Here is a 25,124-nt window from a genome sequence, read left to right as displayed (position 1 = left end):
CGGCTGGAACACTGCGGCCGTGATCAACGAGATGACCCCAGACCGTTCTGGTGCTCCCGCCGGCTCCCTGCCACCCAGAGCACAGGCAGAGCTCGCCGGCACCGCCTGGGAGGAGCTGCCGCACGTCTGCACGGGCCGGCACGGTGTGCCTGACACACCGGACGTCCTCGGCGCTGTGCTCGCCACCGACCCGGCCCGCCGGGTGCGGGCAGTGGGGGATCTGTATCGGCTGCTCCTCAATCGGGAGCAGGTGTTTCCGGCGACCGCTCCGGCCGCCTTGGTCCTCGTTCGTCTTCTCGACGACCCGCGCACCCTCGCCGAAGACCGCTGGGAAGGCAGGGCCGGTCGGCGGTCGCTTCGCGCCGAACTGCTGAACTGGCTGGCCTCGTTCGCCGACATCGCCCGCCTGGACGTCGAGGAGGGCGTCGGTACGGCACAGGATCTGGCCGCCGCCCGAACGGCGAGGCCAACGCTCCACGACCGCATCGCGGACTTCTGCGACGCCGGCGATCCACTGGTGAGGGAGGCCGCGCTCGCGGCCACCGCCCTGCTCCTGGCCGACCCCGCCCTCGCCCCGTCCGTACCCCAGTACGCGCCCGCCGTTCGCGAGGTCCTTGCCGTGAGCGCGGACTCGTACTACCGGTGGATCGCCCGGGAACGGCTGGCTGCCTGGGGTGAGGACGTCACTGGTTTCGTCACTGCGGAGAAGGAGCGCCGCGCGGCCCTGGACCGGGCAGGCGAGCTGGCGGAGGACCCGTTCGGCGACCAGGAGCAGGCGATCCGCTGGCTGGAAGAACAGCCCGAGGACACCGCGGCTCCGGAACGACCCGGCCGCCGGTGTGAGGACCGGACCACTCCCCTACCGGCCACCCCGCACGGGCCGGTACCCGAGCCGCCCGTGGCCGCCGCTGGAAGCGAGGCGGGGTACCACGGGCCGTGGCGGATCGCCCGGGAGGAGGAGCGCGCCGAATGGACGTTCACTCCGTACGTAGGAGTCGGCCCCCTGCACTTCGGGATGACCTTGGAGGAGATCACCCGCGTCCTCGGCGAAGGACCGGCCGTCTCGTCCTACTCCCACCACGGCGAAAACCAGCGGCTCAACCATGCCGACTTCACTGAGAGCGGGATCAGGGCCCTCTTTCACGACGGCCGCCTGGGGTGCGTCGCCGCAGACGCCCTCACCGGCCCCCAGGTGAGACTGGACGCAGCCCCGCTGACCGGCTGCGCGCCTTCCCACGTGGAGGACTGGCTCGTCCACCGCACGACACGGCCCGGCAGCCTGGCGTACAGCGTCGCCGGCGATCCGGTCTTCGCCGACCTCGGCCTGGCGATCCGCTCCCAGCGGGCCGGCGACATCGTCCTGACCCGCCCCCTCTTCCTGCTCCACGACTGGCTCGACCTGTGGCACGCACTGCCCGGCGAGGAGTGGATCTGCTCCTGAAGCGTGGCTCGCCGACCGGGTGGGGAATCAACGTGAGCAGCTCTATGGCTGGCTGAGCAGTGGGCCGCTGATGGTGCTTTGCCTACGAGCGGCTTGCGCCCGCCGGTTCGGCTGAGCGGTGATGCGCCGGTCGAGGACCTCGGCGGGGCGCTCGGCGCTGTCGAGCTCTCGCTGGGCGCTCACTTCGGCCAGGGGGCGTCGGGGTTGTGACCGGCGGTCCCGGCGTGGGCGAGGGCGGTGGTCAGGGCAGCCCAAGCGAGGTCGGCGAGGATCCTGTCGGCGTGGCCGGGGAGGGGCGCGCGAACGTCCTGTTCGAAGCGGCGGGCGGTTGCGGCTCGTGGTGCGCGGACAGCAAAGGCCGCCCGACCCGCTCCACCGCAGGTCGGACGGCCTTTCACCGGAAGTGTCAGACGTTGAAGCGGAACTCCACCACGTCCCCGTCCTGCATGACGTACTCCTTGCCCTCCATGCGGGCCTTGCCCTTGGCGCGGGCCTCGGCGACCGAGCCGGTCTCGACCAGGTCGGCGAAGGAGATGACCTCGGCCTTGATGAAGCCCTTCTGGAAGTCGGTGTGGATGACACCGGCCGCCTCGGGGGCCGTCGCGCCCTTCTTGATCGTCCAGGCGCGGGACTCCTTGGGGCCGGCCGTCAGGTAGGTCTGCAGGCCGAGGGTGTTGAAGCCGACGCGGGCGAGGGTGGCCAGGCCCGGCTCCTCGGCGCCCACCGACTCCAGCAGCTCCAGGGCGTCCGCCTCGTCGAGCTCGGCGAGGTCCTGCTCCAGCTTGGCGTTGAGGAAGATCGCCTCGGCGGGGGCGACCAGGGCGCGCTGCTCGGCCTTGAAGTCCTCGTCGACCAGCTCGTCCTCGTCCACGTTGAAGACGTAGAGGAACGGCTTGGTGGTGAGCAGGTGCAGGTCGTGCAGCAGTTCCTCGTTGCCGGAGCCCTGGACGATGCCCGCGGAGAACAGGGTGTCGCCCTTCTCCAGGATCTCCTTGGCCGCCTCGACCGCCGCGACCTTGGGCGCGACGTCCTTCTTGATGCGCGACTCCTTCTGGAGGCGCGGCAGGACCTTCTCGATCGTCTGGAGGTCGGCGAGGATCAGCTCGGTGTTGATCGTCTCGATGTCGTCCTTGGGCGAGACCTTGCCGTCGACGTGCACGACGTTCTCGTCCTTGAACGCGCGGATGACCTGGCAGATCGCGTCCGACTCGCGGATGTTCGCGAGGAACTTGTTGCCCAGGCCCTCGCCCTCGCTGGCGCCGCGCACGATGCCCGCGATGTCGACGAAGTCCACGGTCGCCGGCAGGACGCGTTGCGAGGAGAAGATCTCGGCCAGCTTGGTCAGCCGGGGGTCGGGGACGCCCACCACGCCGACGTTCGGCTCGATCGTGGCGAACGGGTAGTTGGCCGCGAGCACGTCGTTCTTGGTCAGGGCGTTGAACAGGGTCGACTTGCCGACGTTGGGCAGACCGACGATTCCGATCGTGAGCGACACGTTGCGACTTCCCGTACGAGAGGATGGGCGAAGGGCCCTCCAGAAGAGCGGGCCGATCCACCAGTCTACGGCGTGCCCCGGCCCCCGCCCGCGAGGTATCGAACGCATGGCCAAGCTCGTTCCACGGCCTCGTCTTCGGCTGATCTTCGGCGTGTCCCACGGGCCATTCCGCACATAAAACGACCTAAGTTGGTCCAATGGAGCAGCACAGGACGCGTCCCCACCAGCACGAACCGCGACGCGGCGCACCCGTTCCGGCGCAGGCCGGGCGGGCCGCGGGCGGCGGTGTCCGACGGGACGGCCCGGTGGCACGACGGCCCGCGCCCGCCGGTGCCCGGGAGGCGCGCCGGACGTCGCGTCCCCGGCTGACCGGGCTCGGCTGCGGCCTGTTCTGCGGGGCGTCGATGTTCGTGCTGGCCTGCGTCGACCAACTGCTGTTCGGCGGGTCGGCGACGGTGTACGGGGTGCTGTTCCTGCCGGTGTGCGTGCTGACCGCGCTGTGGGTGCGGCCCGGCGACCTGGTGACCGCCCCCGTGGTCGTACCGATCGCCTTCGCCGTCGGGCTGCCGCCGATCGCCGACGACGGCGGAGGCGGTGCGGGCGGCCTCCTCATGGGCCTGGTCACCGCCCTCGCCCTGCAGGCGGGCTGGCTGTACGGGGGAACGCTGGCCGCGGTCCTCGTCGTGGCCTTCCGCCGGATCCGCCTGGTGAACCGCCGCCGGGCGGACCTGCGGCGTGACCGGGCACGCGTCCTGCCGCCCGGCCGACAGCCCCGCTGACCCGTCACGGACGGGCCCGGGGGTGCCCCCGGGGGTGCCCTAGGGGTGGTGGATCTGCGCCGCCCGCATCGCCGCGCCCACGATCCCGGCGTTGTTCTGGAGCTGCGCGGGGACGATCTCCGCCTTGATGCCCTTGATCAGCGGCAGGAACTTGTCGGCCTTGCGGCTGACGCCGCCGCCGATGATGAAGAGCTCCGGGGAGAAGAGCATCTCGACGTGGGTGAGGTACTTGGTGACGCGGCGCGACCAGTGCTCCCAGGTCAGCCCGTTGTCGTCCTTGGCCTTGGTGGAGGCCTTCTTCTCGGCGTCGTGGCCGTTCAGCTCCAGGTGGCCCAGCTCGGTGTTCGGGACCAGCTCGCCCTCGGTGAAGACGGCGCTGCCGATACCGGTGCCGAAGGTGAGCAGGATGACCGTGCCCCGGCGGCCCCTGCCCGCGCCGAACTCCATCTCCGCGACCCCCGCCGCGTCCGCGTCGTTCAGCACGGTCACCGGCAGCCCGCCGAGCCGCTCGCCGAGCAGGGCGCCCGCGTCCACGTCGATCCAGGACTTGTCGACGTTGGCCGCCGTGCGGATGGTGGAACCGCCGGTCACCACGCCCGGGAACGTGATGCCCACCGGGCCGGTCCAGCCGAAGTGGTCGATGACGTCCTTCACCCCGTCGGCCACCGCGTCGGGCGTCGCGGGGTGCGGGGTGAGCACCTTGCAGCGCTCCTCCGCCAAGTCACCGCGATCAAGGTCCACCGGGGCGCCCTTGATCCCGGATCCGCCGATGTCCACACCGAAGATCTTCATGGCCCTACGTTACGTCGTACGGCTGACCGTCACTTCCCGGACGGAGCGCCGGTGCGCGCCTCCACCAGCGCGGCGGCCTCGGCGCGCAGGTCGCGGCGCAGCTCCTTGGGGAGCGAGAAGGTGATGGACTCCTCGGCGGCCTTGACGATCTCCACGTCCTCGAAGCCGTGCCCGGACAGGAACTCCAGGACCTGCTCGACGAGGATCTCGGGGACGGAGGCTCCGGAGGTGACGCCGACCGTGGTCACACCCTCCAGCCAGGCCTCGTCGATCTCCTCGGCGAAGTCCACCAGGTGGGCCGCGCGGGCGCCGGCGAGCTTGGCCACCTCGACGAGGCGCACCGAGTTGGAGGAGTTGCGCGATCCGACCACGATGACCAGGTCGGCCTCCGCGCCCATCTGCTTCACGGCGAGCTGACGGTTCTGGGTGGCGTAGCAGATGTCGTCGCTCGGCGGGGAGATGAGCAGTGGGAACTTCTCCTTGAGGGCGTCGACCGTCTCCATGGTCTCGTCCACGGAGAGGGTGGTCTGGGAGAGCCAGACGACCCTGGAGGGGTCGCGGACCTCGACCTTGGCGACGTCCTCGGGGCCGTCGACCAGGGTGATGTGGTCGGGCGCCTCTCCGGAGGTGCCGATGACCTCCTCGTGGCCCTCGTGCCCGATGAGGAGGATGTCGAAGTCCTCGTTCGCGAAGCGGACGGCTTCCTTGTGGACCTTGGTGACCAGCGGGCACGTCGCGTCGATGGTGGCGAGCTTGCCGGCGGCGGCCTCCTCGTGGACGACGGGGGCGACGCCGTGCGCCGAGAACATGACGATGGACCCCTCGGGGACCTCCGCCGTCTGCTCGACGAAGATCGCGCCCTTCTTCTCCAGCGTCTGCACGACGTACTTATTGTGGACGATCTCGTGACGGACGTAGATCGGAGCCCCGTACTGCTCGAGGGCCTTCTCGACGGCGATCACGGCGCGGTCCACGCCCGCGCAGTAGCCACGGGGGGCGGCGAGCAGGACACGGCGGCCAGGAGAAGCGGTCATGCCCACCATCGTAAGGCCGCGCCGGGCGGGCCCGGGGATCGCCTCCTCGGTGACATGGCCGCTCACCGGGGCGCACGGGCTCGCCGGTGTTGTCGGTGGCGGCCACTACGCTCGGCGCATGGCTCTCAACACGTCCGCGGACGCTCCGCTGCCCGTCGGCGAGGTGTCACGGCTCATCGGGGGATGGATCGACCGGCTCGGCGCGGTGTGGGTCGAGGGGCAGATCACCCAGTTGTCGCGGCGCCCCGGGGCGGGCGTCGTCTTCCTGACGCTGCGCGACCCGTCGTACGACGTCTCGGTGAGCGTGACCTGTTACCGGCAGGTCTTCGACTCGGTCGCCGACGTCGTGAGCGAGGGCGCCCGGGTGGTCGTCCACGCCAAGCCGGAGTGGTACGCGCCGCGCGGACAGCTGTCCCTGCGCGCCGCCGAGATCAAGCCGGTGGGAGTGGGGGAGCTGCTGGCCCGCCTCGAACAGCTGAAGAAGTCGCTGGCGGCGGAGGGGCTGTTCGCGGCCGAGCGCAAGAAGACGCTGCCGTTCCTGCCGCAGCTCGTCGGGCTGGTGTGCGGGCGCGCGTCGGCGGCCGAGCGGGACGTCCTGGAGAACGCGCGGCGGCGCTGGCCCGCCGTCCGCTTCGAGGTGCGCAACGTCGCCGTGCAGGGCGTCCACGCCGTGCCGCAGGTCGTGCAGGCGGTGCGGGAACTGGACGCGCTCGACGAGGTCGACGTGATCGTCGTGGCGCGCGGCGGCGGCAGCGTGGAGGACCTGCTGCCGTTCTCCGACGAGCAGCTCGTGCGCGCGGTCGCGGCCTGCCGCACGCCGGTCGTGTCGGCGATCGGGCACGAGCCGGACAGCCCGCTGCTCGACCTGGTGGCCGACCTGAGGGCGTCCACACCGACGGACGCGGCCAAGAAGGTCGTGCCGGACGTGGGCGAGGAGTACGAGCGGGTGCGGTTCCTGCGGGAGCGCGCGCGGCGCTGCGTCCAGGCGTTCGTCGACCGCGAGGAGCGCGGTCTCACGCACGCGCTGGCCCGGCCCTGCATGGAGGATCCGCACCGGATGGTCGACGAGCGGGCGGACCAGGTCTCCGCCCTGCTCGACCGGGGCCGGCGCACGCTCGGGCATCTGCTGGACCGCGCGGACTCGGAGCTGACGCACACCCACGCGCGCGTGGTGGCCCTCTCCCCCGCCGCGACCCTCCAGCGGGGGTACGCGGTGCTGCAGCGGGCCGACGGCCACGTGGTCCGGGACCCGGCCGAGGTGGCGGCGGACGAGACGCTGCGGGCGCGGGTCGCCGAGGGTGAATTCACGGTTCAAGTCGATGCATAGGGTGGGCGAATGACCAGCAAGGTGGACGAGGCGCTCGGGTACGAGCAGGCGCGGGACGAGCTGATCGAGGTCGTGCGCCGCCTGGAGGCGGGCGGTACGACCCTGGAGGAGTCCCTGGCGCTCTGGGAGCGCGGCGAGGAGCTGGCCAAGGTGTGCCGGCGCTGGCTGGAGGGCGCGCGGGCCCGGCTGGACGCGGCCATGGCCGAGGAGTCCGGGGAAGGGGAGGCGGACCCCGGCTCCGGCTCCGGCTCCGGCTCCGGCTCCGAGTGAACGGCCGCGGCTCGCTCCCGGTCCCGTCCCGGTCCGGGTGACCCCCGGCTCCTGGTCCGTTCGACGTCCCGTCCCCAGCAGCTCCGAGGGGGCCCGCGACACCGCGGGTCCCCTTTTTTCGACCCCTTTTCCGACCCCTCCGCCTGTGAAGCGGATCACCACACCCCGCTTTTGGTTGAACTTTAAACCTCTTCGGCGTACTGTCGTACCCGCCAACAGATCCCCCCGGATCCACCGCACGTACCGAGAAGGTTTCTCATGTCTCTCGTCCTTGACCCCACCGCTCAGGACCTGCTGTTCCGCGAGGCCCGCACCGCGAACACCTTCACCGACGAGCCGGTGACCGACGAGCAGGTCCAGGCGATCTACGACCTGGTCAAGTTCGGCCCGACCGCCTTCAACCAGTCGCCGCTGCGCATCACCCTGGTCCGCTCCCCCGAGGCCCGTGAGCGCCTGGTGCAGCACCTCGCCGAGGGCAACCGGGCGAAGACCGCCGCCGCCCCGCTGGTCGCGATCCTCTCCGCGGACAACGAGTTCCACGAGGAGCTGCCGGCGCTCCTCCCCCACTTCCCCGCCGCCAAGGACATGTTCTTCTCCGAGCGCCCGGTCCGTGAGGGTTCCGCCGCGATGAACGCCGCGCTCCAGGCCGCGTACTTCATCATCGGCGTCCGCGCCGCCGGCCTCGCCGCGGGCCCGATGACCGGTGCCGACCTCGCCGGCGTCCAGAAGGAGTTCCTGGACGACGACCACACCCCGCTGATGATCGTCAACATCGGCAAGCCGGGCGAGGACGCCTGGTTCCCGCGCTCCCCGCGCCTGGAGGCCGACCAGGTCATCACGACCGTCTGACCCACGGCACGAAGGGACGACCGGTGCGGCGGACGACCGTACGGCTGTTCGCCCCACACGGACACGAGAAGGGCCCCCGGCGCTGTCGCCGGGGGCCCTTCTCCGTGCCGCGGGGACCTACGAGGTCTTCAGGGCCTCCGCCATCTTCGCCAGCGAGGCGAACGACCCGGTGCCGGTCACCACCGTCGTGGAGCCCTTGCCCTCCAGGACGAGGGCGTCGTAGTGGTCGCCCTCGTAGCGCTGCCAGGTCCGGTCGCCGATGCGCTCGGTGCCCTTCGTCCGCCGTGCGCCCTGGCTCGCCGAGTCGATGAACACGGCCGGGCGCTGAGTGGACTGCTCGACCGCCACGTACTGACCGTCGGGGGCCTGGAAACCCAGGTGCCAGGCGTCGAACTCGCTGCCGTCGTAGCGCACCGAGGTCGCCTTCCACGCCGAGGGCAGACCTTCGGGCGCCGCCACGGGATAACTCGCCGCGCGGCGCGCCGTCAGCAGCTCGACCCGGTAGTCGACACGCTTGAGATCGGGCTCGGAGTCGTCATGCGGGATGAAGATGTAGATGACGCCCGCCATGAGCCCGATGAGGCCCAGGGAAAGAATCATGTCCCGGACCGACTGCTTGCCTTTCATACCTGCCACGCGCCTATCGTCGCAGGTGCCCTGGTCTGCTCATCCGTGGGGCCCCCTGCTCATTTTGTAAGCCTGGCGATAGAGTCGGGACATCACCCTCATCCGGCCGTCGTCGTATCAGAAAGGTGCGTGTCGATGACCGAACATCATCTGCCCTCCGAACTCGAGGTCCCCTCCGAAGCCCCCGACCGCAACCTCGCCATGGAACTCGTCCGGGTCACCGAGGCCGCCGCGATGGCCGCGGGCCGCTGGGTCGGCCGCGGCGACAAGAACGGTGCCGACGGCGCCGCCGTCCGGGCCATGCGCACCCTCGTCTCCACCGTCTCGATGAACGGCGTCGTCGTCATCGGCGAGGGGGAGAAGGACGAGGCCCCGATGCTCTTCAACGGGGAGCGCGTGGGCGACGGGACCGGCCCCGAGTGCGACATCGCCGTCGACCCGATCGACGGGACCACGCTCACCGCCAAGGGCATGACGAACGCGATCGCCGTGCTGGCCGCCGCCGACCGCGGCACCATGTTCGACCCGTCCGCGGTCTTCTACATGGACAAGCTGGTCACCGGTCCGGAGGCCGCCGACTTCGTCGACATCAACGCGTCCGTGGAGGTGAACATCCGCCGGGTCGCCAAGGCCAAGCGGGTCACGCCCGAGGACGTCACCGTCGTCATCCTCGACCGGCCGCGCCACGACGGGATCATCAAGGAGATCCGGGAGACCGGCGCGCGCATCAAGCTGATCTCCGACGGCGACGTCGCGGGCTCCATCCTCGCGCTGCGCGAGGGCACCGGCATCGACCTGCTGCTCGGCATCGGCGGCACGCCCGAGGGCATCATCTCGGCCTGCGCCGTCAAGTGCCTCGGCGGCACCATCCAGGGCAAGCTGTGGCCCAAGGACGAGGAGGAGCGGCAGCGGGCGGTCGACGCCGGGCACGACCTCGACCGCGTCCTGACCACGAACGACCTGGTCTCCGGCGAGAACGTCTTCTTCGTCGCGACCGGGATCACCGACGGCGAGCTGCTGCGCGGGGTGCGCTACCGCTCCGAGACCGCGACGACCGAGTCGATCGTGATGCGGTCCAAGTCGGGCACGGTCCGCCAGATCAGGTCGGAGCACCGGCTGAGCAAGCTGCGTGCGTACAGCGCGATCGACTTCGACCGCGCCAAGTAGGACCACCGGCCCGGCGGGCCGGGTGCCGACGAGGCACGGAAGGGGCGCCCCTTGTGCGGAGGGGCGCCCCTTTCCCCTGCTCCGACACCCGGCCCTCGGGACCCGGACGGGCCGGGTGGACGGCCCGGCTCGCGCGTACGAGGTGAGCCACCCGCCTCCCGCGGGGAAGGCGGCCCGTCCACCCCGCGCGCGGAGGGGACGACCTGCGCTCCCGTGCGCACGGGGCGAGCGGCCCGGCTTTCACGTGTGCGGGGCGAGCGGCCCGGCTCCCGCGCCTGCGGGGCGAGCGGCCCGAACCCCCTCGTGTGCCGAGTGGGTGACCTGGCTCCCCGCGTGCGGGACGGGGGGCTCGGCTTTCGCCGGGGTGGGTCAGCCGGCCGCGGCTATCGTGCCGCGGGCGGCCTTCTTGAGTTCCAGATCGCGGCGGCGGCGCCGGGCGAGCACGACCCGGCGTTCGGCGGCGGTGAGGCCGCCCCATACGCCGTACGGCTCGGGTTGCAGCAACGCGTGCTCGCGGCACTCGACCATGACCGGGCAGCGGGCGCAGACACGCTTGGCGGCCTCCTCCCGGGAGAGCCGGGAAGCGGTCGGCTCCTTGGAGGGCGCGAAGAACAGGCCGGCTTCGTCACGCCTGCACACCGCCTCCGTGTGCCATGGCGCTTCCTGATCCCTGTCCCGCACGGGCTCCCGCTGGGCCGGTACGGCAGCTACCTGCAGGGACTGACGCGGCGGTTGCAGCACGGTCTACTCCTGACGACGGCTTCGCAAGCGTGCCGGGCACCGCGGAAGTTCCGCAGCGCCCTCCAAGAGACGATGCAGCAAGCCCTACCCGCTGTGCGCGCGCCTATGCACTGCGTGCCGAAGCCCGGCCGTTCTCACGCGTGATCGATCGTCCGCCGCCGGGCCGGACCGCGTCCCCCCGCCCGCGCGTTCACAAGCGTCAATGACCGAGGTGTTTGCGCAGACTCCGGTCCAGCCGGTCCGCCACCCGCTCGTTCACCCGGCTCGTGACCCGGTCGAGGATGTCCACGACGAGCTTGCCGCGCTTGGGCCGCGCCTCGACGTTCCCCAGGACGGCGAGACCGTCGATGTAGACCACGGGCGCGTCGGCGTCGCCCGAATCCAGCGTGTCCACCTCGAAGTTGCCGAGCACCCCGCCACCGCTGCCGCGCAGCGAGACGTTCTCCGGGACGAAGATCTCGACGTTACCGAAGACCGAGATCGCCTTGATCACGACCTGCTGGTACTCGAAGATCGCCTCGCTCAGGTCGATCTCGACGTTGCCGAAGACCGAGTACGCGTGGATGCGCCGGCCCGCCCGCCAGCGGCCCTTGCGGACGGCGGAGCTGAAGACCGCCACCACGTTCTCGTCGGCCTCCGCCGGGATCGCGCCCTGGGCGGGGCGGTTGGGCGCGGAGACGTACGCGGAGGCCGCGCGGCCGGTGTGGGCGGCGGGAAGGTCCCGCACGAAGCGGTCGAGCTCGCCCACCGTCTTGGTGGCCAGCACGCCCTCGACCCGCTCGGCGTGCTCCTCCGGGGTCAGGCGCCCCTCGGCCAGGGCCTCGCGCAGGATGTCGGTGATCCGGTCGCGGTCGGCGTCGGAGGCGCGCAGCTCGGCCGGCTTCGCCGCCGTGGCGGCGCTCGCGTCGGGGCTCTTTTGAAGGTCCACGGCAACAGCGTACCCAAACGCGATAGATCGCGACTACCCCTCGACCGCCGCCCACCCGAAACCCGCCGCTCCGCCGGGGCGGACGGTCCGGTGTCCGAACTGAGCCTTACCTCACAGCCTCGGCGTCCGCGCCAGGTCCTACGCTGGTGGACGCTGCCGATGACGGCATGCCTCCGGCGAGCGAGCCGAGGGGGCGCGCCCGAGGCGGACCAAGGGGTTGGCCCCCGAACGCTGTCTGTCGAGTGAGGAATGGGCGAGATGCCTGAGTTCGCGTACACCGATCTGCTCCCCCAGGGAGAGGACACCACCCCGTACCGGCTGGTGACCTCCGAGGGTGTCTCCACCTTCGAGGCCGACGGGCGCACGTTCCTCAAGGTGGAGCCGGAGGCGCTGCGCAAGCTCGCCGAAGAGGCGATCCACGACATCCAGCACTACCTGCGCCCGGCCCACCTCGCCCAGCTCCGCCGCATCATCGACGACCCCGAGGCGTCGAGCAACGACAAGTTCGTCGCGCTGGACCTGCTGAAGAACGCGAACATCGCGGCCGCGGGCGTCCTGCCGATGTGCCAGGACACCGGCACGGCGATCGTCATGGGCAAGCGCGGCCAGAACGTGCTCACCGAGGGCGGCGACGAGGCCGCCCTCTCGCGCGGCATCTACGACGCGTACAAGAACCTGAACCTGCGCTACTCGCAGATGGCCCCGCTGACCATGTGGGACGAGAAGAACACCGGCTCGAACCTGCCGGCGCAGATCGAGCTGTACGCCACCGACGGCGGTGCCTACAAGTTCCTGTTCATGGCCAAGGGCGGCGGCTCCGCCAACAAGTCGTTCCTCTACCAGGAGACGAAGGCCGTCCTGAACGAGGCCTCCATGATGAAGTTCCTGGAGGAGAAGATCCGCTCGCTCGGTACGGCCGCCTGCCCGCCGTACCACCTGGCGATCGTCGTCGGCGGCACCAGCGCCGAGTACGCGCTGAAGACCGCGAAGTACGCCTCCGCGCACTACCTGGACGAGATCCCCTCCGAGGGTTCCGAGCTCGGCCACGGCTTCCGGGACAAGGAGCTGGAGGAGAAGGTCTTCGAGCTGACCCAGAAGATCGGCATCGGCGCGCAGTTCGGCGGCAAGTACTTCTGCCACGACGTGCGCGTGGTGCGCCTGCCCCGCCACGGCGCGTCCTGCCCGGTCGCCATCGCCGTGTCCTGCTCGGCCGACCGCCAGGCCGTCGCGAAGATCACCGCCGAGGGCGTCTTCCTGGAGCAGCTGGAGACCGACCCCGCGCGGTTCCTGCCGGACACGACGGACGAGCACCTCGACGAGGCCGGCGACGTCGTCCGGATCGACCTGAACCAGCCGATGGACGACATCCTGGCCGAGCTGACCAAGTACCCGGTCAAGACCCGTCTCTCGCTCTCCGGCCCGCTCGTCGTGGCGCGCGACATCGCGCACGCCAAGATCAAGGAGCGGCTGGACGCGGGCGAGGACATGCCGCAGTACCTGAAGGACCACCCGGTGTACTACGCGGGCCCGGCCAAGACCCCCGAGGGCTACGCGTCCGGCTCCTTCGGTCCGACCACGGCCGGCCGCATGGACTCCTACGTCGAGCAGTTCCAGGCCGCGGGCGGCTCCAAGGTGATGCTCGCCAAGGGCAACCGCAGCAAGCAGGTCACGGACGCCTGCGGCACGCACGGCGGTTTCTACCTCGGCTCCATCGGCGGACCGGCCGCCCGGCTCGCCCAGGACTGCATCAAGAAGGTCGAGGTCGTCGAGTACGAGGAGCTCGGCATGGAGGCCGTCTGGAAGATCGAGGTCGAGGACTTCCCGGCGTTCGTCGTCGTCGACGACAAGGGCAACGACTTCTTCCAGGACCCCGCCCCCGCCCCGACCTTCACCACGATCCCGGTGCGGGGCCCGGGACTGGCCTAGCGGCACGGCACGCGGCGAACGGCGGCCGGAGAGGCCGCCGTTCGCCGTTCGCCGTTCCTGCGCCCCGCCGACGCTGGGCCGTTCGGATGAACGTACGGTTTCGCGCGCGCCGGGCGGGAACACTCAGAGGCTCCAGGACGCTGTTCCCCGTGGAGGTGTCACCAGTGGCGGATGGCCAGGGCGAAGGCGCGTACCGGATCGAGCACGACTCCATGGGCGAGGTGAGGGTGCCCGCGGAGGCGAAGTGGCGGGCGCAGACGCAGCGCGCCGTGGAGAACTTCCCCGTCTCGGGGCAGCGCATCGAGCGCTCGCACATCGAGGCCCTCGCCCGGATCAAGGGGGCCGCCGCGAAGGTGAACGGCGAGCTGGGCGTGATCGGCGAGGACGTCGCGAAGGCGATCCAGGAGGCCGCCGCGGAGGTCGCCGAGGGGCACTGGGACGCGCACTTCCCGGTCGACGTCTTCCAGACGGGCTCGGGCACCTCCTCCAACATGAACGCCAACGAAGTGATCGCGACGCTCGCCGGCGAGCGGCTGGGCCGGGAGGTCCACCCCAACGACCAGGTGAACGCGTCGCAGTCGAGCAACGACGTGTTCCCGTCCTCGATCCACATCGCCGCGACCGCCGCCGTGACCCGCGATCTCGTGCCCGCGCTGGAGCATCTCGCCGCCTCGCTGGAGCGCAAGTCGCGGGAGTTCGCCGATGTGGTGAAGTCGGGGCGCACCCACCTCATGGACGCGACGCCGGTGACGCTCGGCCAGGAGTTCGGGGGGTACGCGGCCCAGGTGCGGTACGGGGTCGAGCGGCTGGAGGCCTCGCTGCCGCGGCTGGCCGAACTGCCCCTCGGCGGCACGGCCGTGGGGACGGGGATCAACACCCCGCCCGGTTTCTCCGCCGCGGTGATCGTGGAGGTGGCGCGGGCGACCGGGCTGCCGCTGACCGAGGCCCGCGACCACTTCGAGGCACAGGGGGCGCGCGACGGGATCGTGGAGACCAGCGGGCAGTTGCGGACCATCGCCGTCGGACTGACGAAGATCGCGAACGATCTGCGGTGGATGGCCTCCGGGCCGCGCACCGGACTGGCCGAGATCAGCCTCCCGGACCTGCAGCCGGGATCCTCGATCATGCCGGGCAAGGTGAATCCGGTGATCCCGGAGGCGGTGCTGATGGTCGCCGCGCAGGTGACGGGCAACGACGCGACGGTCGCCACCGCGGGCGCGGCCGGGAACTTCGAGCTCAACGTGATGCTGCCGGTGATCGCCAAGAACGTCCTGGAGTCGGTGCGGCTGCTCGCGAACGTCTCGCGGCTGCTCGCCGACCGGACGGTCGACGGGATCGTGGCGCACCGCGAGCGGGCCCGCGAGTACGCGGAGTCGTCCCCGTCGGTGGTGACGCCGCTGAACAGGTACATCGGGTACGAGGAGGCCGCCAAGGTGGCGAAGAGGGCGCTGGCGGAGCGCAAGACGATTCGCCGGGTGGTGCTGGAGTCGGGGTACGTGGAGCGCGGGGACCTGACCGTGGAGCAGTTGGACGAGGCGCTGGATGTCCTGCGGATGACGCACCCGTAACGGTCCGATTCCGGGGAGAAACGCCTGATGACGGCTCTGTGACAGTGGCTTCCCGAAGGCGTGAACCGTGACGCGTACCGCAGCGTCGTATGCCGGGGGCACCTAATATCTGGCCATGGCGGAGGGTGGAGCGGTGAGACGAGCGGAAGCGGGCGGGCCGGCGGCGTACTGGGAGCCCGGCAGCCAGATCCTGTGGCGGTACCGGGAGAACGCCGGTGAGCGCGTCCACATCTGCCGCCCCGTGACGGTCGTACGGGACGACGCCGAGCTGCTCGCGGTGTGGATGGCGCCGGGGACGGAGTGCGTGAAGCCGGTGCTGGCCGACGGCTCGCCGGTGCACGGAGAACCGCTGGAGTCGCGCTACACGAAGCCTCGCGCGGTGCGCCGGGGCCGCTGGACCGGGACCGGGGTGCTGAAGCTGGCGCGGCCGGGCGAGGCCTGGTCGGTGTGGCTGTTCTGGGAACAGGGCTGGCATTTCAAGAACTGGTACGTGAACCTGGAGTCCCCACTGACCCGTTGGACGGGCGGGGTCGACTCCGAGGACCACTTCCTCGACATCTCGGTCCACCCGGACCGCAGTTGGCGCTGGCTCGACGAGGACGAATTCGCCATGGCGCAGCGGGCCGGTCTGATGGATGCTCAACTGGCGTCACGTGTGAGGGAAGCGGGGTGGTCGGCGGTGGAGGTGATCCGTTCCTGGGGCGCGCCGTTCTCCGACGGATGGCAGCACTGGAGACCTGATCCGAGCTGGCCGGTTCCCGCCCTGCCGGATGACTGGGACCGTACGCCCGCGCACGTGTCCTCATGAGACCCTTGATGCGCCCCCGTGGTACAACCGTAGGATCGTCTTCCGCAAGGGCGCACGGCAACAACAACTCCCGCAGGATGAGCCGGGCTTGACCATATGTCACCGAGGGGCGGCAGGACGTGAGCGAGGGGTACGAGGCGTACGGCGACGTGGCCGGCCGAAGTCCGGTCGCAGCGCGCGGGCCCGCCACGACGGTCGTACGGGCCAGGGCTTCGGTCATCGCCCCGCTGTCGGCGCGGGCCGTTTTCGGCCGTCGGCGAGCCGTACCGTGCCGGGTGGCGGCCGTTCCCGCCGTCGGTCCCGGACCTGACGACACGCAGAATCCGTTCCTGGGGCACACATTCCGGGTATCGGGGCTGCGGGAAGAACTGCGCGCACGGCGCGCGGTCCCGGACGGATGGACTCGACACGCGTGACGGAGCACCCCACCTCGCACGAGCGCCGGCAGAGCGGCGCCGGCCCCGCGGACCCTCGCGGGGCGCTCCTGCGTACCTCGGAACCGCCGTCCCAGCTGCCGGGTCCCGGCGCATTACCGGTACAGGCCCGCACGGGCGACGCGCCGAGGAGCTCGGGCGCGTCGAAGCCGCGCGGCAAGCGCGGGAAGGCCGGCGGCAAGGTGTCCGGCGACACCGGCGTGTCCGCGTCCTCGGGCACGGACGTGCCGTCGCCCCCGTCCGCCTCCTCCGGGCCCGGTCCCGAGCACTCGCAGCCCTCGGCGGCCGAGCCCGACACGCACCGCCCCCGGCCCGTGCCGGAGGGCATCCCGATCCAGCCGGACTCCGAGCAGGGCCGGGTCCCGCGGGCCTCCGGCGGCAAGGAGCGCCGTACCGGGCGGGGCGCGCCGACGGGCGGCCCGATGCCGATGCGGCGGGACGGGGACCGGCTGCGTTTCGTGGGCGCCGCGACCCGGCGGATCGCCCGGGGCATCGACCTCGACGAGATCGTGATGGGCCTGTGCCGGGCGACCGTGCCGACCTTCTCGGACACGATCCTCGTCTATCTGCGTGACCCGCTGCCGGTCGGTGACGAGCGGCCGACGGGTCCTCTCGTGCTGCGGCTGCGGCGCACGGACCGGATTCCCGAGGAGCGGGACACCGAGAGCGGTTTCCTGCCCGCGCTGCGGCCCGAGCCCAGCGAGCTGTCGGCGATGACGGCCGAGCTGTGCGAGGTGCGCCCCGGTGGTGCGCTGGCCGAGGTGCTGCGCGGGGTGCGGCCGGTGTTCGCGGACGCGCCCGCCGCGCGGGCCGCGCTGCCCGAGCTGCTCGGCGACGATCTGCCGGTGCCGGGCGGGCAGCGCGCGATCCTCGCCCCGCTGCGCGGCCGGCGCCGGGTGATCGGGGCGGCGCTGTTCCTGCGCCGGCCGGAGCGGCTCGCCTTCGAGGCGGACGACCTGCTGGTCGCCGCGCAGCTCGCCACGCACAGCGCGCTCGGCATCGACAAGGCGGTGCTGTACGGCCGTGAGGCGTACATCGCCGACGAGCTGCAGCGCACGATGCTGCCCGAGACGCTGCCGCGGCCCACGGGGGTCCGGCTCGCGTCCCGCTATCTGCCGGCCGCGGAGACGGCCCGGGTGGGCGGCGACTGGTACGACGCGATCCCGCTGCCGGGCAGCAGGGTCGCGCTGGTCGTCGGTGACGTGATGGGCCACTCCATGACGTCGGCGGCGATCATGGGCCAGCTGCGGACGACGGCGCAGACCCTCGCGGGGCTCGATCTGCCGCCGCAGGAGGTGCTGCACCATCTCGACGAGCAGGCGCAGCGGCTCGGCACCGACCGCATGGCGACCTGCCTGTACGCCGTCTACGACCCGGTGTCGCACCGGATCACGATCGCCAACGCGGGCCATCCGCCGCCGGTGCTGCTGCACCTGGGCGGGCGGGCCGAGGTGCTGCGGGTGCCTCCGGGCGCCCCCATCGGTGTGGGCGGAGTCGATTTCGAGGCGGTGGAGCTGGACGCTCCGGCCGGGGCGACGCTGCTGCTGTACACGGACGGTCTGGTCGAGTCGCGGCTGCGTGACGTCTGGACCGGGATAGAGCAGCTGCGGGAGAAGCTCGCGGCGGTCGCGGCGCTGACCGGACCGGACCACCCTCCGCCGCTGGAAGCGCTGTGCGACGAGGTGCTCGACATGCTCGGCCCGGGAGACCGGGACGACGACATCGCGCTGCTCGCGGCGCGGTTCGACGGGATCGCGCCGAGCGATGTCGCGTACTGGTTCCTGGAGCCGGAGGACGCGGCGCCCGGCCGGGCCCGGCGGCTGGCCCGGCGGGCCCTGGCCCGCTGGGGCATGGAGGACATGACCGACTCCGTGGAGCTGCTGGTCAGCGAGGTCGTGACGAACGCGGTGCGGTACGCGTCGCGGCCGGTGACGCTGCGGCTGCTGCGGACGGACGTGCTGCGCTGCGAGGTCGGCGACGACGTGCCCCAGCTGCCGCGGCTGCGGCAGGCACGGGCCACGGACGAGGGCGGCCGCGGGCTGTTCCTGGTGAACCGGATGGCACGACGGTGGGGGGCGACCCGGCTGAGTACGGGAAAGGTCGTCTGGTTCGAGCTGAACCGGAGCTGACCGAGTACCGGGTACCCGGTAACCGTCCGGTCCCGGCGGACCGGCGCCGGGCCGTGCCGGATCCCGGCCCGTGCGCCCACACGGTGTCGGTGGCGGAGAAGCGGCAGAGAAGAAGGAGGGCACCCGGAGATCCGGGTGCCCTCCTGACGTGTCAGCGGCTCACGCGCTACTGGCTCGTCTGGCCGAACGGGTCGTCGATGACGTCGCCGGTGGGTGAACTCGTCGGTGTGGACGGGGCCGTCGTCGGCGGTTCGGTCGTCGGCGGTTCGGTCGTGGGGGTCGGCGGGCTGCTGGTGGTGGGCGGCTGCGTCGTCGGTTCCTCGGTGGTCGGGGTCGACGACGGCGTGCTGGACGGCGTCCGGGTGACGGTGGGCAGGCCGGTCGGCGCCACCGCCGCGCCCGACGTGGTGTTCAGGTCGAACTTGGTGACCTTGCCCCCCATCGCCTCGAACGTGTAGGCCGCCCAGATCTTCGCCGGGTAGCCGCCGCCGTTGACGCGGCCGCCCTCCAGGTAGAGGCCCGTGGCGCCCTTCATGGAGACGTGCTTGTAGGTCTTCGGGTCCTCACCGAACAGCAGGACCGAGGTGACCAGGTTCGGGGTGTAGCCGGTGAACCAGGCCGACCTGTTGCCGTCGGACGTACCGGTCTTGCCGGCGACCTGCTGGCCGTTGCGGTTCGGGTTGTTCCGCACGGAGACCCGCGCCGTACCGTCGTCGACCACGCCGGTCAGCACCGAGGTGACCGTGTCCGCGGCCTTCTCGCTGATGACCTGTTCGCCGATCGCGTCCGGCATCGTGACCGTGGCGTCCTTGTGCTCGACCGAGGCGACGATCGTCGGGGTGACCTTTTTGCCGTGGTGGTCGAGCGTGGCGTAGGCGCCGGCCATCTCCAGCGGGCTCGCGCCCATGGAGCCGAGGGTCTGGGCGGGCACCGCCTGGAGCTTCTTGGTGTTCATGCCGAGCTTGCCCGCGACCTTCAGTACCTCGTCCATGCCGACGTCGACGCCCATCTGCGCGAAGACGGAGTTGATGGACTTGTTCATCGCGGTCTGCACGGTGACGGGACCGTAGCTGGCCTCGTCCTCGTTCGGCGGCGCGAAGCCGATGTCGCTGCCGACGACGGGACGGCGGTTGGTGCCGTCGTAGACCGTGTTCGCGGTGATCGGCGTGCCGGACTGCGTCTTGGCCTGCTCGTCCAGGGCGGCCGCCAGGATCATCGGCTTGAACGTCGACGCGGCCTGGTAGTCGTCGCGCGTCGCGTTGTTGAAGTAGTGCTTGAAGTAGTCCTTGCCGCCGTACATCGCGAGGACCTTGCCGGTCTTGGGGTCGACCGACACGGCACCGGCCTGGACGTCGGCGTCGACCTTGCGCTTCTTCGGGTCCAGCTTGCTGGTGAGCTGCTGCTTGACCGTCTTCTCGAGCAGGGTCTGCTTCTGCTTGTCGATGTTGAGCTTGATGGTCCAGCCGCCCGCGGTGAGCATGGCCTTGGCGTCGTCGAGGTCCTCGGCGGTGCCCTGGGCGACGAGCTGCTTGGCCACCTCGTTGTTGGCCGTCTCCACCAGGTAGCCGGTCTGGCCCTCCATGCCGGGCGCGCCCTTGGGCTCCTTGGGGACCGGGAACTTCAGGCCCGCGCGCTTGCCAGCGTCGAGCCAGTGCATCTCGACCATGTTGTCGAGGGTGTAGTTCCAGCGGGCCTGGACGAGCTTCTTGCCGGTCTTCGAGGCGACCGCCCAGTCGTACTGGCTCGGGGCCTGGAGCAGCGAGGCGAGGTAGGCGCCCTGCGCGACCGAGAGCTTCTGGGCGTCGACCTGGTAGTACGCCTGCGCCGCGGCCTGGATGCCGTACGCGTTGCGGCCGTAGTAGCTGGTGTTGATGTAGCCCGCGAGGATGTCCTCCTTGGACTTCTTGCGGTCCACCTTCAACGAGATGACCATCTCCCTCAGCTTGCGCGTGACGGTCTGGTCCTGGCTGAGGTAGTAGTTCTTGACGTACTGCTGGGTGATCGTCGAACCACCCTGCTTGCCCTTGCCGGAGAGGGTGTTGATCAGACCTCGGGCGGTGCCCTTGAGGTCGATGCCCGAGTCGCCGTAGAAGGTCTTGTTCTCGGCGGCGACGAAGGTCTTCTGGACGGCCTTGGGCACCTTGGCCAGGTCGACTATCTCGCGGTTGACCTTGCCGCTGCGCCCGAGCATCGAGCCGTCGCTGTATTCGTAGATGTTGCTCTGGCGCTTCGCGGCCTCGTTGCCCTCGGGCACCGGGACGATCATGTAGAGCACGATGAAGCCGCCCATGCCGAGCAGGCAGAAGCCGAAGAACGTCCCGAGGATCGTCTTCCAGTTCACGAACCGGCGTATGCCGGTGCGGCGGGGCTTGGCGCCCGCCTTCGCGCCGGGGGACCCGGAGCCCGCTGCCTCATGCCCACCGGGCGAGCTCTGGGGCGCGGCGCGGCGGCCCTGCGCCTGCCGCGCTCGTCTCTCTTCAGCTCGTCCCATGGGTCGATCCGCTCCGCTTCATTCTCCGTGGCACACAAGTTCGTCGATCAGGTCAGCTCAGCAAGCTAACACCGCGCCCTATGACAAAGGGGCGCCGATCCGGCCTTTTCCGGACGTGACAATCAGCACGCCCCGAGTGCGCCCCCACTGAATGCGACGAGCAGGAGGGGCAGAAGGTTGCCGCGAGGAATGAAGTGTGAGCACTCGGACAGAACGGGGGCGGGCCTTTGGACGGCGGCGACCCGGCCCGCTGCCACACCCTTCCCGTACGTCCCGTGACCCCCTCCCGTACCGGGCGCACCCAGGCGCCGGAGCCGCGGGCGGACCGCCCGGCCCGCCGGAGTCCCGCGCGCGGGAACGCGCCGCGCACGGCATCGGCCGGGGGCTCGCGCCGCCGCCCGGCCTTCCCGGACCGCCCCCCGGCGCCGCCCCACGCGCCGCCCGCCCTCTCCCCTCTCCCCCCTTTCTCCCCCATCGCCACGGAAGGCCCGGAGGGGCGAGAGGGAAGAGGGAAGAGGAACGAGAGGGACAGGAGCCGGGGCCGATCCGGCGCCGCCGGGCGGACGGTTCCAGAACCGTGACAATCGGGCGTGACCAGCCGGTTCCCGCCGTCCGGGCGGTCCTTTCCGCGACCTGTACACGGCGCGTATACACGCGGTGTATACGCCGTGTGTAGAGTGCTGTGCATGTCCATCGGTCACACCCTTCTAGGGCTCCTGGAGTCCGGGCCGCGCCACGGTTACGACCTGAAGCGGGCCTTCGACGAGAAATTCGGTCACGACCGGCCCCTGCACTACGGCCAGGTCTACTCGACGATGTCACGGCTGCTGAAGAACGGGCTCGTCGAGATCGACGGGATCGAGGCGGGCGACGGGCCCGAGCGCAAGCGGTACGCGATCACCGAGGCCGGCGTCACCGACGTGCAGCGCTGGCTCGCGACGCCGGAGAAGCCCGAGCCCTACCTCCAGTCGACCCTGTACACGAAGGTCGTCCTCGCCCTGCTGACCCGCCGGGACGCGAGCGAGCTCCTCGACACCCAGCGTTCGGAGCACCTGCGGATGATGCGCATGCTGACCGAACGCAAGCGCAAGGGCGACCTCGCCGATCAGCTGATCTGCGACCACGCCCTCTTCCACCTGGAGGCCGATCTGCGATGGCTGGAACTGACGGCCGCGCGCCTCGACAGGCTCGCCGAGGCGGTGACGGCCCGATGACCTCGCCCACCCCTCCCCCGGGCTCCCTGCTCACCGCCGCGGAGCTGCGCAAGACGTACGGGCCGACCACCGCGCTGGACGGTGCCGCGTTCTCCATACATCCCGGTGAGGTCGTCGCCGTGATGGGCCCCTCCGGCTCCGGCAAGTCCACCCTGCTCCACTGCCTCGCCGGCATCGTCACGCCCGACTCCGGCTCGATCACGTACGACGGCCGCGAGATGGCGACGATGAACGACTCCCAGCGCAGTGCGCTGCGCCGTTCCGAGTTCGGGTTCGTCTTCCAGTTCGGCCAGCTCGTGCCGGAGCTGAGCTGCGTCGAGAACGTCGCGCTGCCGCTGCGGCTGAACGGCACCGGCCGCAAGGAGGCCGAGCGCATCGCGCTGTCGTGGATGGAGCGGCTCGAGGTCGACGACCTCAGGGGCAAGCGGCCGGGCGAGGTCTCCGGCGGCCAGGGACAGCGGGTGGCCGTCGCCCGTTCGCTGGTCACCAGCCCCCGGGTGCTGTTCGCCGACGAACCGACCGGCGCGCTCGACTCCCTCAACGGCGAGCGCGTGATGGAGCTGCTGACCGACGCGGCCCGCTCGACGAACGCCGCCGTCGTGCTCGTCACGCACGAGGCGCGCGTGGCCGCGTACTCGGACCGCGAGGTCGTCGTACGGGACGGCAGGTCCAGGGACATGGAGCGGGTCGTATGAGCGTGCGGCGGGAACGCCCCGGCGCCCCGGAGGGGTCGAGGTCCTGGGGCTGGTCCAGGGACCTGGCCATGGGGGTCCGCTTCGCCTTCACCGGCGGGCGCGAGGGCTGGATCCGGACCCTGCTCACGGCCGTCGGCGTGGGCCTGGGGGTGGCGCTGCTGCTGCTCACCACAGCGTTGCCGAACGTGCTGAGCGCGCGGCACGAGCGTGAGCAGGCGCGGCGGGACTACACCTACGACTACACCCCGAAGCCTCCGGCCGACGACACCCTGGTGATCGCGGACCTCGACAGCACCTATCACGGCGACGACGTGCGCGGCCGGCTGATGCAGCCGGACGGACCGCGGGCACCGCTGCCGCCGGGCCTGCGGACGTTCCCGGCGCCGGGCGAGATGGTCGTCTCCCCCGCGCTGAAGGAGCTGCTCGCATCCGACGACGGCGCACTGCTGCGCAAGCGGCTTCCGTACCGGATCACCGGGACCATCGGCGAGAGCGGCCTGATCGGTTCGCGCGAACTCGCCTACTACGCGGGCGCCGACGGCCTCGACGCGAAGATCGACCCGCCGAACGTGGCCCGCATCAGCGCGTTCGGCGAGCCCCACCCGTTCGCCGCGGAGGCCGCCGACCCGGTGCTGCTGCTGCTCGTCCTCGTCGTGTTCGCCGTCCTGCTGATGCCGGTCGCCGTGTTCGTCGCCACGGCCGTGCGGTTCGGCGGCGAGCGGCGCGACCGGCGGCTGGCGGCGCTGCGGCTGATCGGCTCCGACAGCCGGATGGTACGGCGGATCGCGGCCGGCGAGGCACTCGCGGGAGCACTGCTCGGGCTGGTCCTCGGCACGCTCTTCTTCCTGGCCGGACGTCAGATCGCGGGCACCGCGGAGGTGTTCCGGGTGAGCGTCTTCCCGAGCTACCTCAACCCCTCCCCCGCGCTCGCCGTACTGGTCGCGGTGGCCGTCCCGGTGGCCGCCGTGCTGGTGACCCTGTTCGCGCTGCGCGGTGTGGTCATCGAGCCGCTCGGTGTGGTGCGCACGGCCAGGCCCGCGCGCCGCCGGCTGTGGTGGCGACTGCTGCTGCCGGCCGGCGGGCTCGCCCTGCTGTACCCGATGCTCGGCCAGGGCCGGGAGAACGGGGACTTCAACCAGTACATGGTCACCTGCGGTGTGCTGTTGCTGCTCGTGGGGGTCACCGCGCTGCTGCCCTGGGTGGTGGAGGCGGTCGTCGCGCGGCTGAACTCGGGCGGGGTCGCCTGGCAGCTCGCGGTGCGCAGGCTCCAGTTGAGCAGCGGCTCGGCGGCCCGCATGGTCAACGGCATCGCCGTGGCGGTGGCCGGGGCCATCGCGCTGCAGATGCTGTTCACCGGGGTGGACGCGGACTACACGAAGGCGACCGGCCAGGACGTCACCCGGGCCCAGATGGAGGTGTCCGTACCGGACGGCGTCCCCATGGCGCGGGTCACCCGGGAGCTCGGCGCCACCAAGGGGGTGCGGAAGGTCGTCGCGCTGTCCGAGGGGAATCTCGGCGAGCGGCGGATGTCCGCCGACCTGAACGCCCAGATGACCGTGGGCGACTGCGCGGCGCTGCGCGAGGTGGCGACGCTGCCGTCGTGCCACGAGGGCGACGTCTTCGCGCTGCAGGGTTCCGACTACGACGACAACATGCAGAAGCTGGCCGGCTTCCGGACCCTGTTCCTCGACCCCGCCGACGGCGAGGAGGACACCGAGAGCACCCCGGTCGCCTGGACCGTGCCACGGGGGCTGAAGCAGGCGCAGACGCGCCTCGACATGACCGGCGTGAAGCGCGGCGGCTTCCTGTTCACCCCGACGGCGCTGCCCGCGCAGGGCGCGAAGACCGTCCGCGGGCACGTCTTCCTCGGCCTCGACCCCTCCGTCCGGGACGCGCAGGAGTACGTGCGCAACACGACGGCCCGGATCGATCCGCTCGTCCAGCCGATGACCTGGTCGGCCACCGTGGAGTCCGGCCGGTTCACCTCCATCCGCACCGGTCTGTTCGTGGGCGCCGCCTGTGTGCTGGCGCTGATCGGCGTGAGCCTGCTGGTCTCCCAGCTGGAGCAGCTGCGCGAGCGCAGGAAGCTGCTGTCGGCGCTGGTCGCCTTCGGCACCCGCCGCCGCACGCTGAGCATGTCGGTGCTGTGGCAGACCGCGATCCCGATCGCGCTGGGGCTCGGCCTCGCGGCGGTCGTGGGGCTCACCCTCGGCACCGTCCTGCTCAAGATGACGGGGACCTCGGTGAGCGTGGACTGGGTGAGCGTGCTGTCGATGACCGGCGTCGGAGCCGGGGTCGTGCTCCTGGTGACCCTGCTCAGCCTGCCGCCGCTGGTGCGGCTGATGCGGCCGGACGGACTGCGCACGGAGTAGGGCGCCGGACGGGCGTACGGGCGGCGGGACGCCGTCC

Annotated in this window: 20 protein-coding genes and 1 pseudogene; 13 read left to right on the top strand and 8 right to left on the bottom strand. The window is 71.3% G+C overall.

Annotated features, from left to right (window positions below; translation table 11 throughout):
• The first annotated feature begins 19 nt into the window (after positions 1–19).
• Positions 20–1,441, top strand: a complete 1,422-nt coding sequence (locus tag ACICHK_RS25645) for a hypothetical protein (RefSeq protein ID WP_406838725.1) — start codon at positions 20–22, stop codon at positions 1,439–1,441.
• Between the two features lie 42 nt (positions 1,442–1,483).
• Here ACICHK_RS25645 and ACICHK_RS25640 read toward each other — a convergent pair.
• Positions 1,484–1,803: pseudogene (locus ACICHK_RS25640) on the bottom strand (mobilization protein); the annotation flags it as partial.
• Between the two features lie 44 nt (positions 1,804–1,847).
• The gene (ychF, locus tag ACICHK_RS25635; RefSeq protein ID WP_151469900.1) at positions 1,848–2,936 is read right to left on the bottom strand and encodes a redox-regulated ATPase YchF; all 1,089 of its coding nucleotides are present in this window, start codon (positions 2,934–2,936) and stop codon (positions 1,848–1,850) included.
• A 197-nt stretch (positions 2,937–3,133) separates the two neighbouring features.
• Between ychF and ACICHK_RS25630 the strand changes: the two genes are divergently transcribed.
• Positions 3,134–3,715 carry a DUF6542 domain-containing protein gene (locus ACICHK_RS25630; RefSeq protein WP_406838724.1) on the top strand — a complete coding sequence of 194 codons (582 nt, stop codon included), beginning with the start codon at positions 3,134–3,136 and terminating at the stop codon, positions 3,713–3,715.
• Between the two features lie 39 nt (positions 3,716–3,754).
• Here the strand turns inward: ACICHK_RS25630 and ppgK are convergent, their stop codons facing one another.
• Complete coding sequence (gene ppgK, locus ACICHK_RS25625) at positions 3,755–4,507, bottom strand: polyphosphate--glucose phosphotransferase (RefSeq protein ID WP_406838723.1); 753 nt, start codon at positions 4,505–4,507, stop codon at positions 3,755–3,757.
• A 29-nt stretch (positions 4,508–4,536) separates the two neighbouring features.
• The gene (locus ACICHK_RS25620; protein WP_151470002.1) at positions 4,537–5,550 is read right to left on the bottom strand and encodes a 4-hydroxy-3-methylbut-2-enyl diphosphate reductase; all 1,014 of its coding nucleotides are present in this window, start codon (positions 5,548–5,550) and stop codon (positions 4,537–4,539) included.
• A 109-nt stretch (positions 5,551–5,659) separates the two neighbouring features.
• Here ACICHK_RS25620 and xseA point away from each other — a divergent pair, with 109 nt between their 5' ends.
• The 3 genes from xseA to ACICHK_RS25605 all read left to right on the top strand — a co-directional run bounded on the left by xseA (position 5,660) and on the right by ACICHK_RS25605 (position 7,987).
• Complete coding sequence (xseA, locus tag ACICHK_RS25615; RefSeq protein ID WP_406838722.1) at positions 5,660–6,868, top strand: exodeoxyribonuclease VII large subunit; 1,209 nt, start codon at positions 5,660–5,662, stop codon at positions 6,866–6,868.
• A 9-nt stretch (positions 6,869–6,877) separates the two neighbouring features.
• Positions 6,878–7,138: an exodeoxyribonuclease VII small subunit gene (locus ACICHK_RS25610; RefSeq protein ID WP_406838721.1), complete on the top strand. Its 261-nt coding sequence runs from the start codon at positions 6,878–6,880 to the stop codon at positions 7,136–7,138.
• A 258-nt stretch (positions 7,139–7,396) separates the two neighbouring features.
• Positions 7,397–7,987 (top strand): malonic semialdehyde reductase, encoded by a 591-nt coding sequence (locus tag ACICHK_RS25605; RefSeq protein ID WP_151469905.1) that lies wholly within the window; start codon positions 7,397–7,399, stop codon positions 7,985–7,987.
• A 117-nt stretch (positions 7,988–8,104) separates the two neighbouring features.
• On the opposite strand, the gene ACICHK_RS25600 is transcribed toward ACICHK_RS25605, so the two are convergent.
• A complete protein-coding gene (locus tag ACICHK_RS25600; protein WP_151469906.1) occupies positions 8,105–8,623 on the bottom strand; it encodes a DUF4245 domain-containing protein in 519 nt (172 codons plus the stop codon).
• Positions 8,624–8,749: 126 nt separating this feature from the next.
• On the opposite strand from ACICHK_RS25600, the gene glpX reads away from it, so the two are divergent.
• Complete coding sequence (gene glpX, locus ACICHK_RS25595; RefSeq protein WP_151469907.1) at positions 8,750–9,781, top strand: class II fructose-bisphosphatase; 1,032 nt, start codon at positions 8,750–8,752, stop codon at positions 9,779–9,781.
• A gap of 369 nt (positions 9,782–10,150) precedes the next feature.
• Here the strand turns inward: glpX and ACICHK_RS25590 are convergent, their stop codons facing one another.
• Together ACICHK_RS25590 and ACICHK_RS25585 are read right to left on the bottom strand one after the other, a co-directional pair.
• The gene (locus tag ACICHK_RS25590; RefSeq protein ID WP_151469908.1) at positions 10,151–10,522 is read right to left on the bottom strand and encodes a WhiB family transcriptional regulator; all 372 of its coding nucleotides are present in this window, start codon (positions 10,520–10,522) and stop codon (positions 10,151–10,153) included.
• Positions 10,523–10,721: 199 nt separating this feature from the next.
• Positions 10,722–11,450 (bottom strand): DUF1707 domain-containing protein, encoded by a 729-nt coding sequence (locus ACICHK_RS25585; protein WP_406838720.1) that lies wholly within the window; start codon positions 11,448–11,450, stop codon positions 10,722–10,724.
• A 258-nt stretch (positions 11,451–11,708) separates the two neighbouring features.
• Here ACICHK_RS25585 and ACICHK_RS25580 point away from each other — a divergent pair, with 258 nt between their 5' ends.
• The 4 genes from ACICHK_RS25580 to ACICHK_RS25565 all read left to right on the top strand — a co-directional run bounded on the left by ACICHK_RS25580 (position 11,709) and on the right by ACICHK_RS25565 (position 18,315).
• A complete protein-coding gene (locus ACICHK_RS25580) occupies positions 11,709–13,376 on the top strand; it encodes a fumarate hydratase (RefSeq protein WP_192582418.1) in 1,668 nt (555 codons plus the stop codon).
• A gap of 164 nt (positions 13,377–13,540) precedes the next feature.
• Positions 13,541–14,944 (top strand): class II fumarate hydratase, encoded by a 1,404-nt coding sequence (locus ACICHK_RS25575; protein WP_406838719.1) that lies wholly within the window; start codon positions 13,541–13,543, stop codon positions 14,942–14,944.
• 115 nt (positions 14,945–15,059) lie between these two features.
• The gene (locus ACICHK_RS25570; RefSeq protein ID WP_406838718.1) at positions 15,060–15,752 is read left to right on the top strand and encodes a DUF402 domain-containing protein; all 693 of its coding nucleotides are present in this window, start codon (positions 15,060–15,062) and stop codon (positions 15,750–15,752) included.
• Between the two features lie 397 nt (positions 15,753–16,149).
• Positions 16,150–18,315, top strand: a complete 2,166-nt coding sequence (locus ACICHK_RS25565; protein ID WP_406838717.1) for a SpoIIE family protein phosphatase — start codon at positions 16,150–16,152, stop codon at positions 18,313–18,315.
• 166 nt (positions 18,316–18,481) lie between these two features.
• On the opposite strand, the gene ACICHK_RS25560 is transcribed toward ACICHK_RS25565, so the two are convergent.
• On the bottom strand, positions 18,482–20,806 hold the full coding sequence (locus ACICHK_RS25560; protein ID WP_406838716.1) for a transglycosylase domain-containing protein: 2,325 nt from the start codon (positions 20,804–20,806) through the stop codon (positions 18,482–18,484).
• Positions 20,807–21,492: 686 nt separating this feature from the next.
• Here ACICHK_RS25560 and ACICHK_RS25555 point away from each other — a divergent pair.
• From ACICHK_RS25555 to ACICHK_RS25545, 3 genes are read left to right on the top strand one after another with little or no spacing between them, the layout of a single operon-like run.
• Positions 21,493–22,020 carry a PadR family transcriptional regulator gene (locus ACICHK_RS25555; protein WP_406838715.1) on the top strand — a complete coding sequence of 176 codons (528 nt, stop codon included), beginning with the start codon at positions 21,493–21,495 and terminating at the stop codon, positions 22,018–22,020.
• Positions 22,017–22,715, top strand: a complete 699-nt coding sequence (locus ACICHK_RS25550; RefSeq protein ID WP_406838714.1) for an ABC transporter ATP-binding protein — start codon at positions 22,017–22,019, stop codon at positions 22,713–22,715. The genes ACICHK_RS25555 and ACICHK_RS25550 overlap by 4 nt, the downstream gene beginning before the upstream one ends.
• Positions 22,712–25,087 (top strand): ABC transporter permease, encoded by a 2,376-nt coding sequence (locus ACICHK_RS25545; RefSeq protein WP_406838713.1) that lies wholly within the window; start codon positions 22,712–22,714, stop codon positions 25,085–25,087. Before ACICHK_RS25550 ends, ACICHK_RS25545 begins: the two co-directional genes overlap by 4 nt.
• Positions 25,088–25,124: the final 37 nt, after the last annotated feature.

Source organism: Streptomyces sp. AHU1 (assembly GCF_045343905.1).
GTDB classification, from domain to species: Bacteria; Actinomycetota; Actinomycetes; order Streptomycetales; family Streptomycetaceae; genus Streptomyces; species Streptomyces triticiradicis.
Note: the sequence above shows the minus strand (reverse complement) of the source record. Positions and strands in the feature narration are given on the sequence as shown.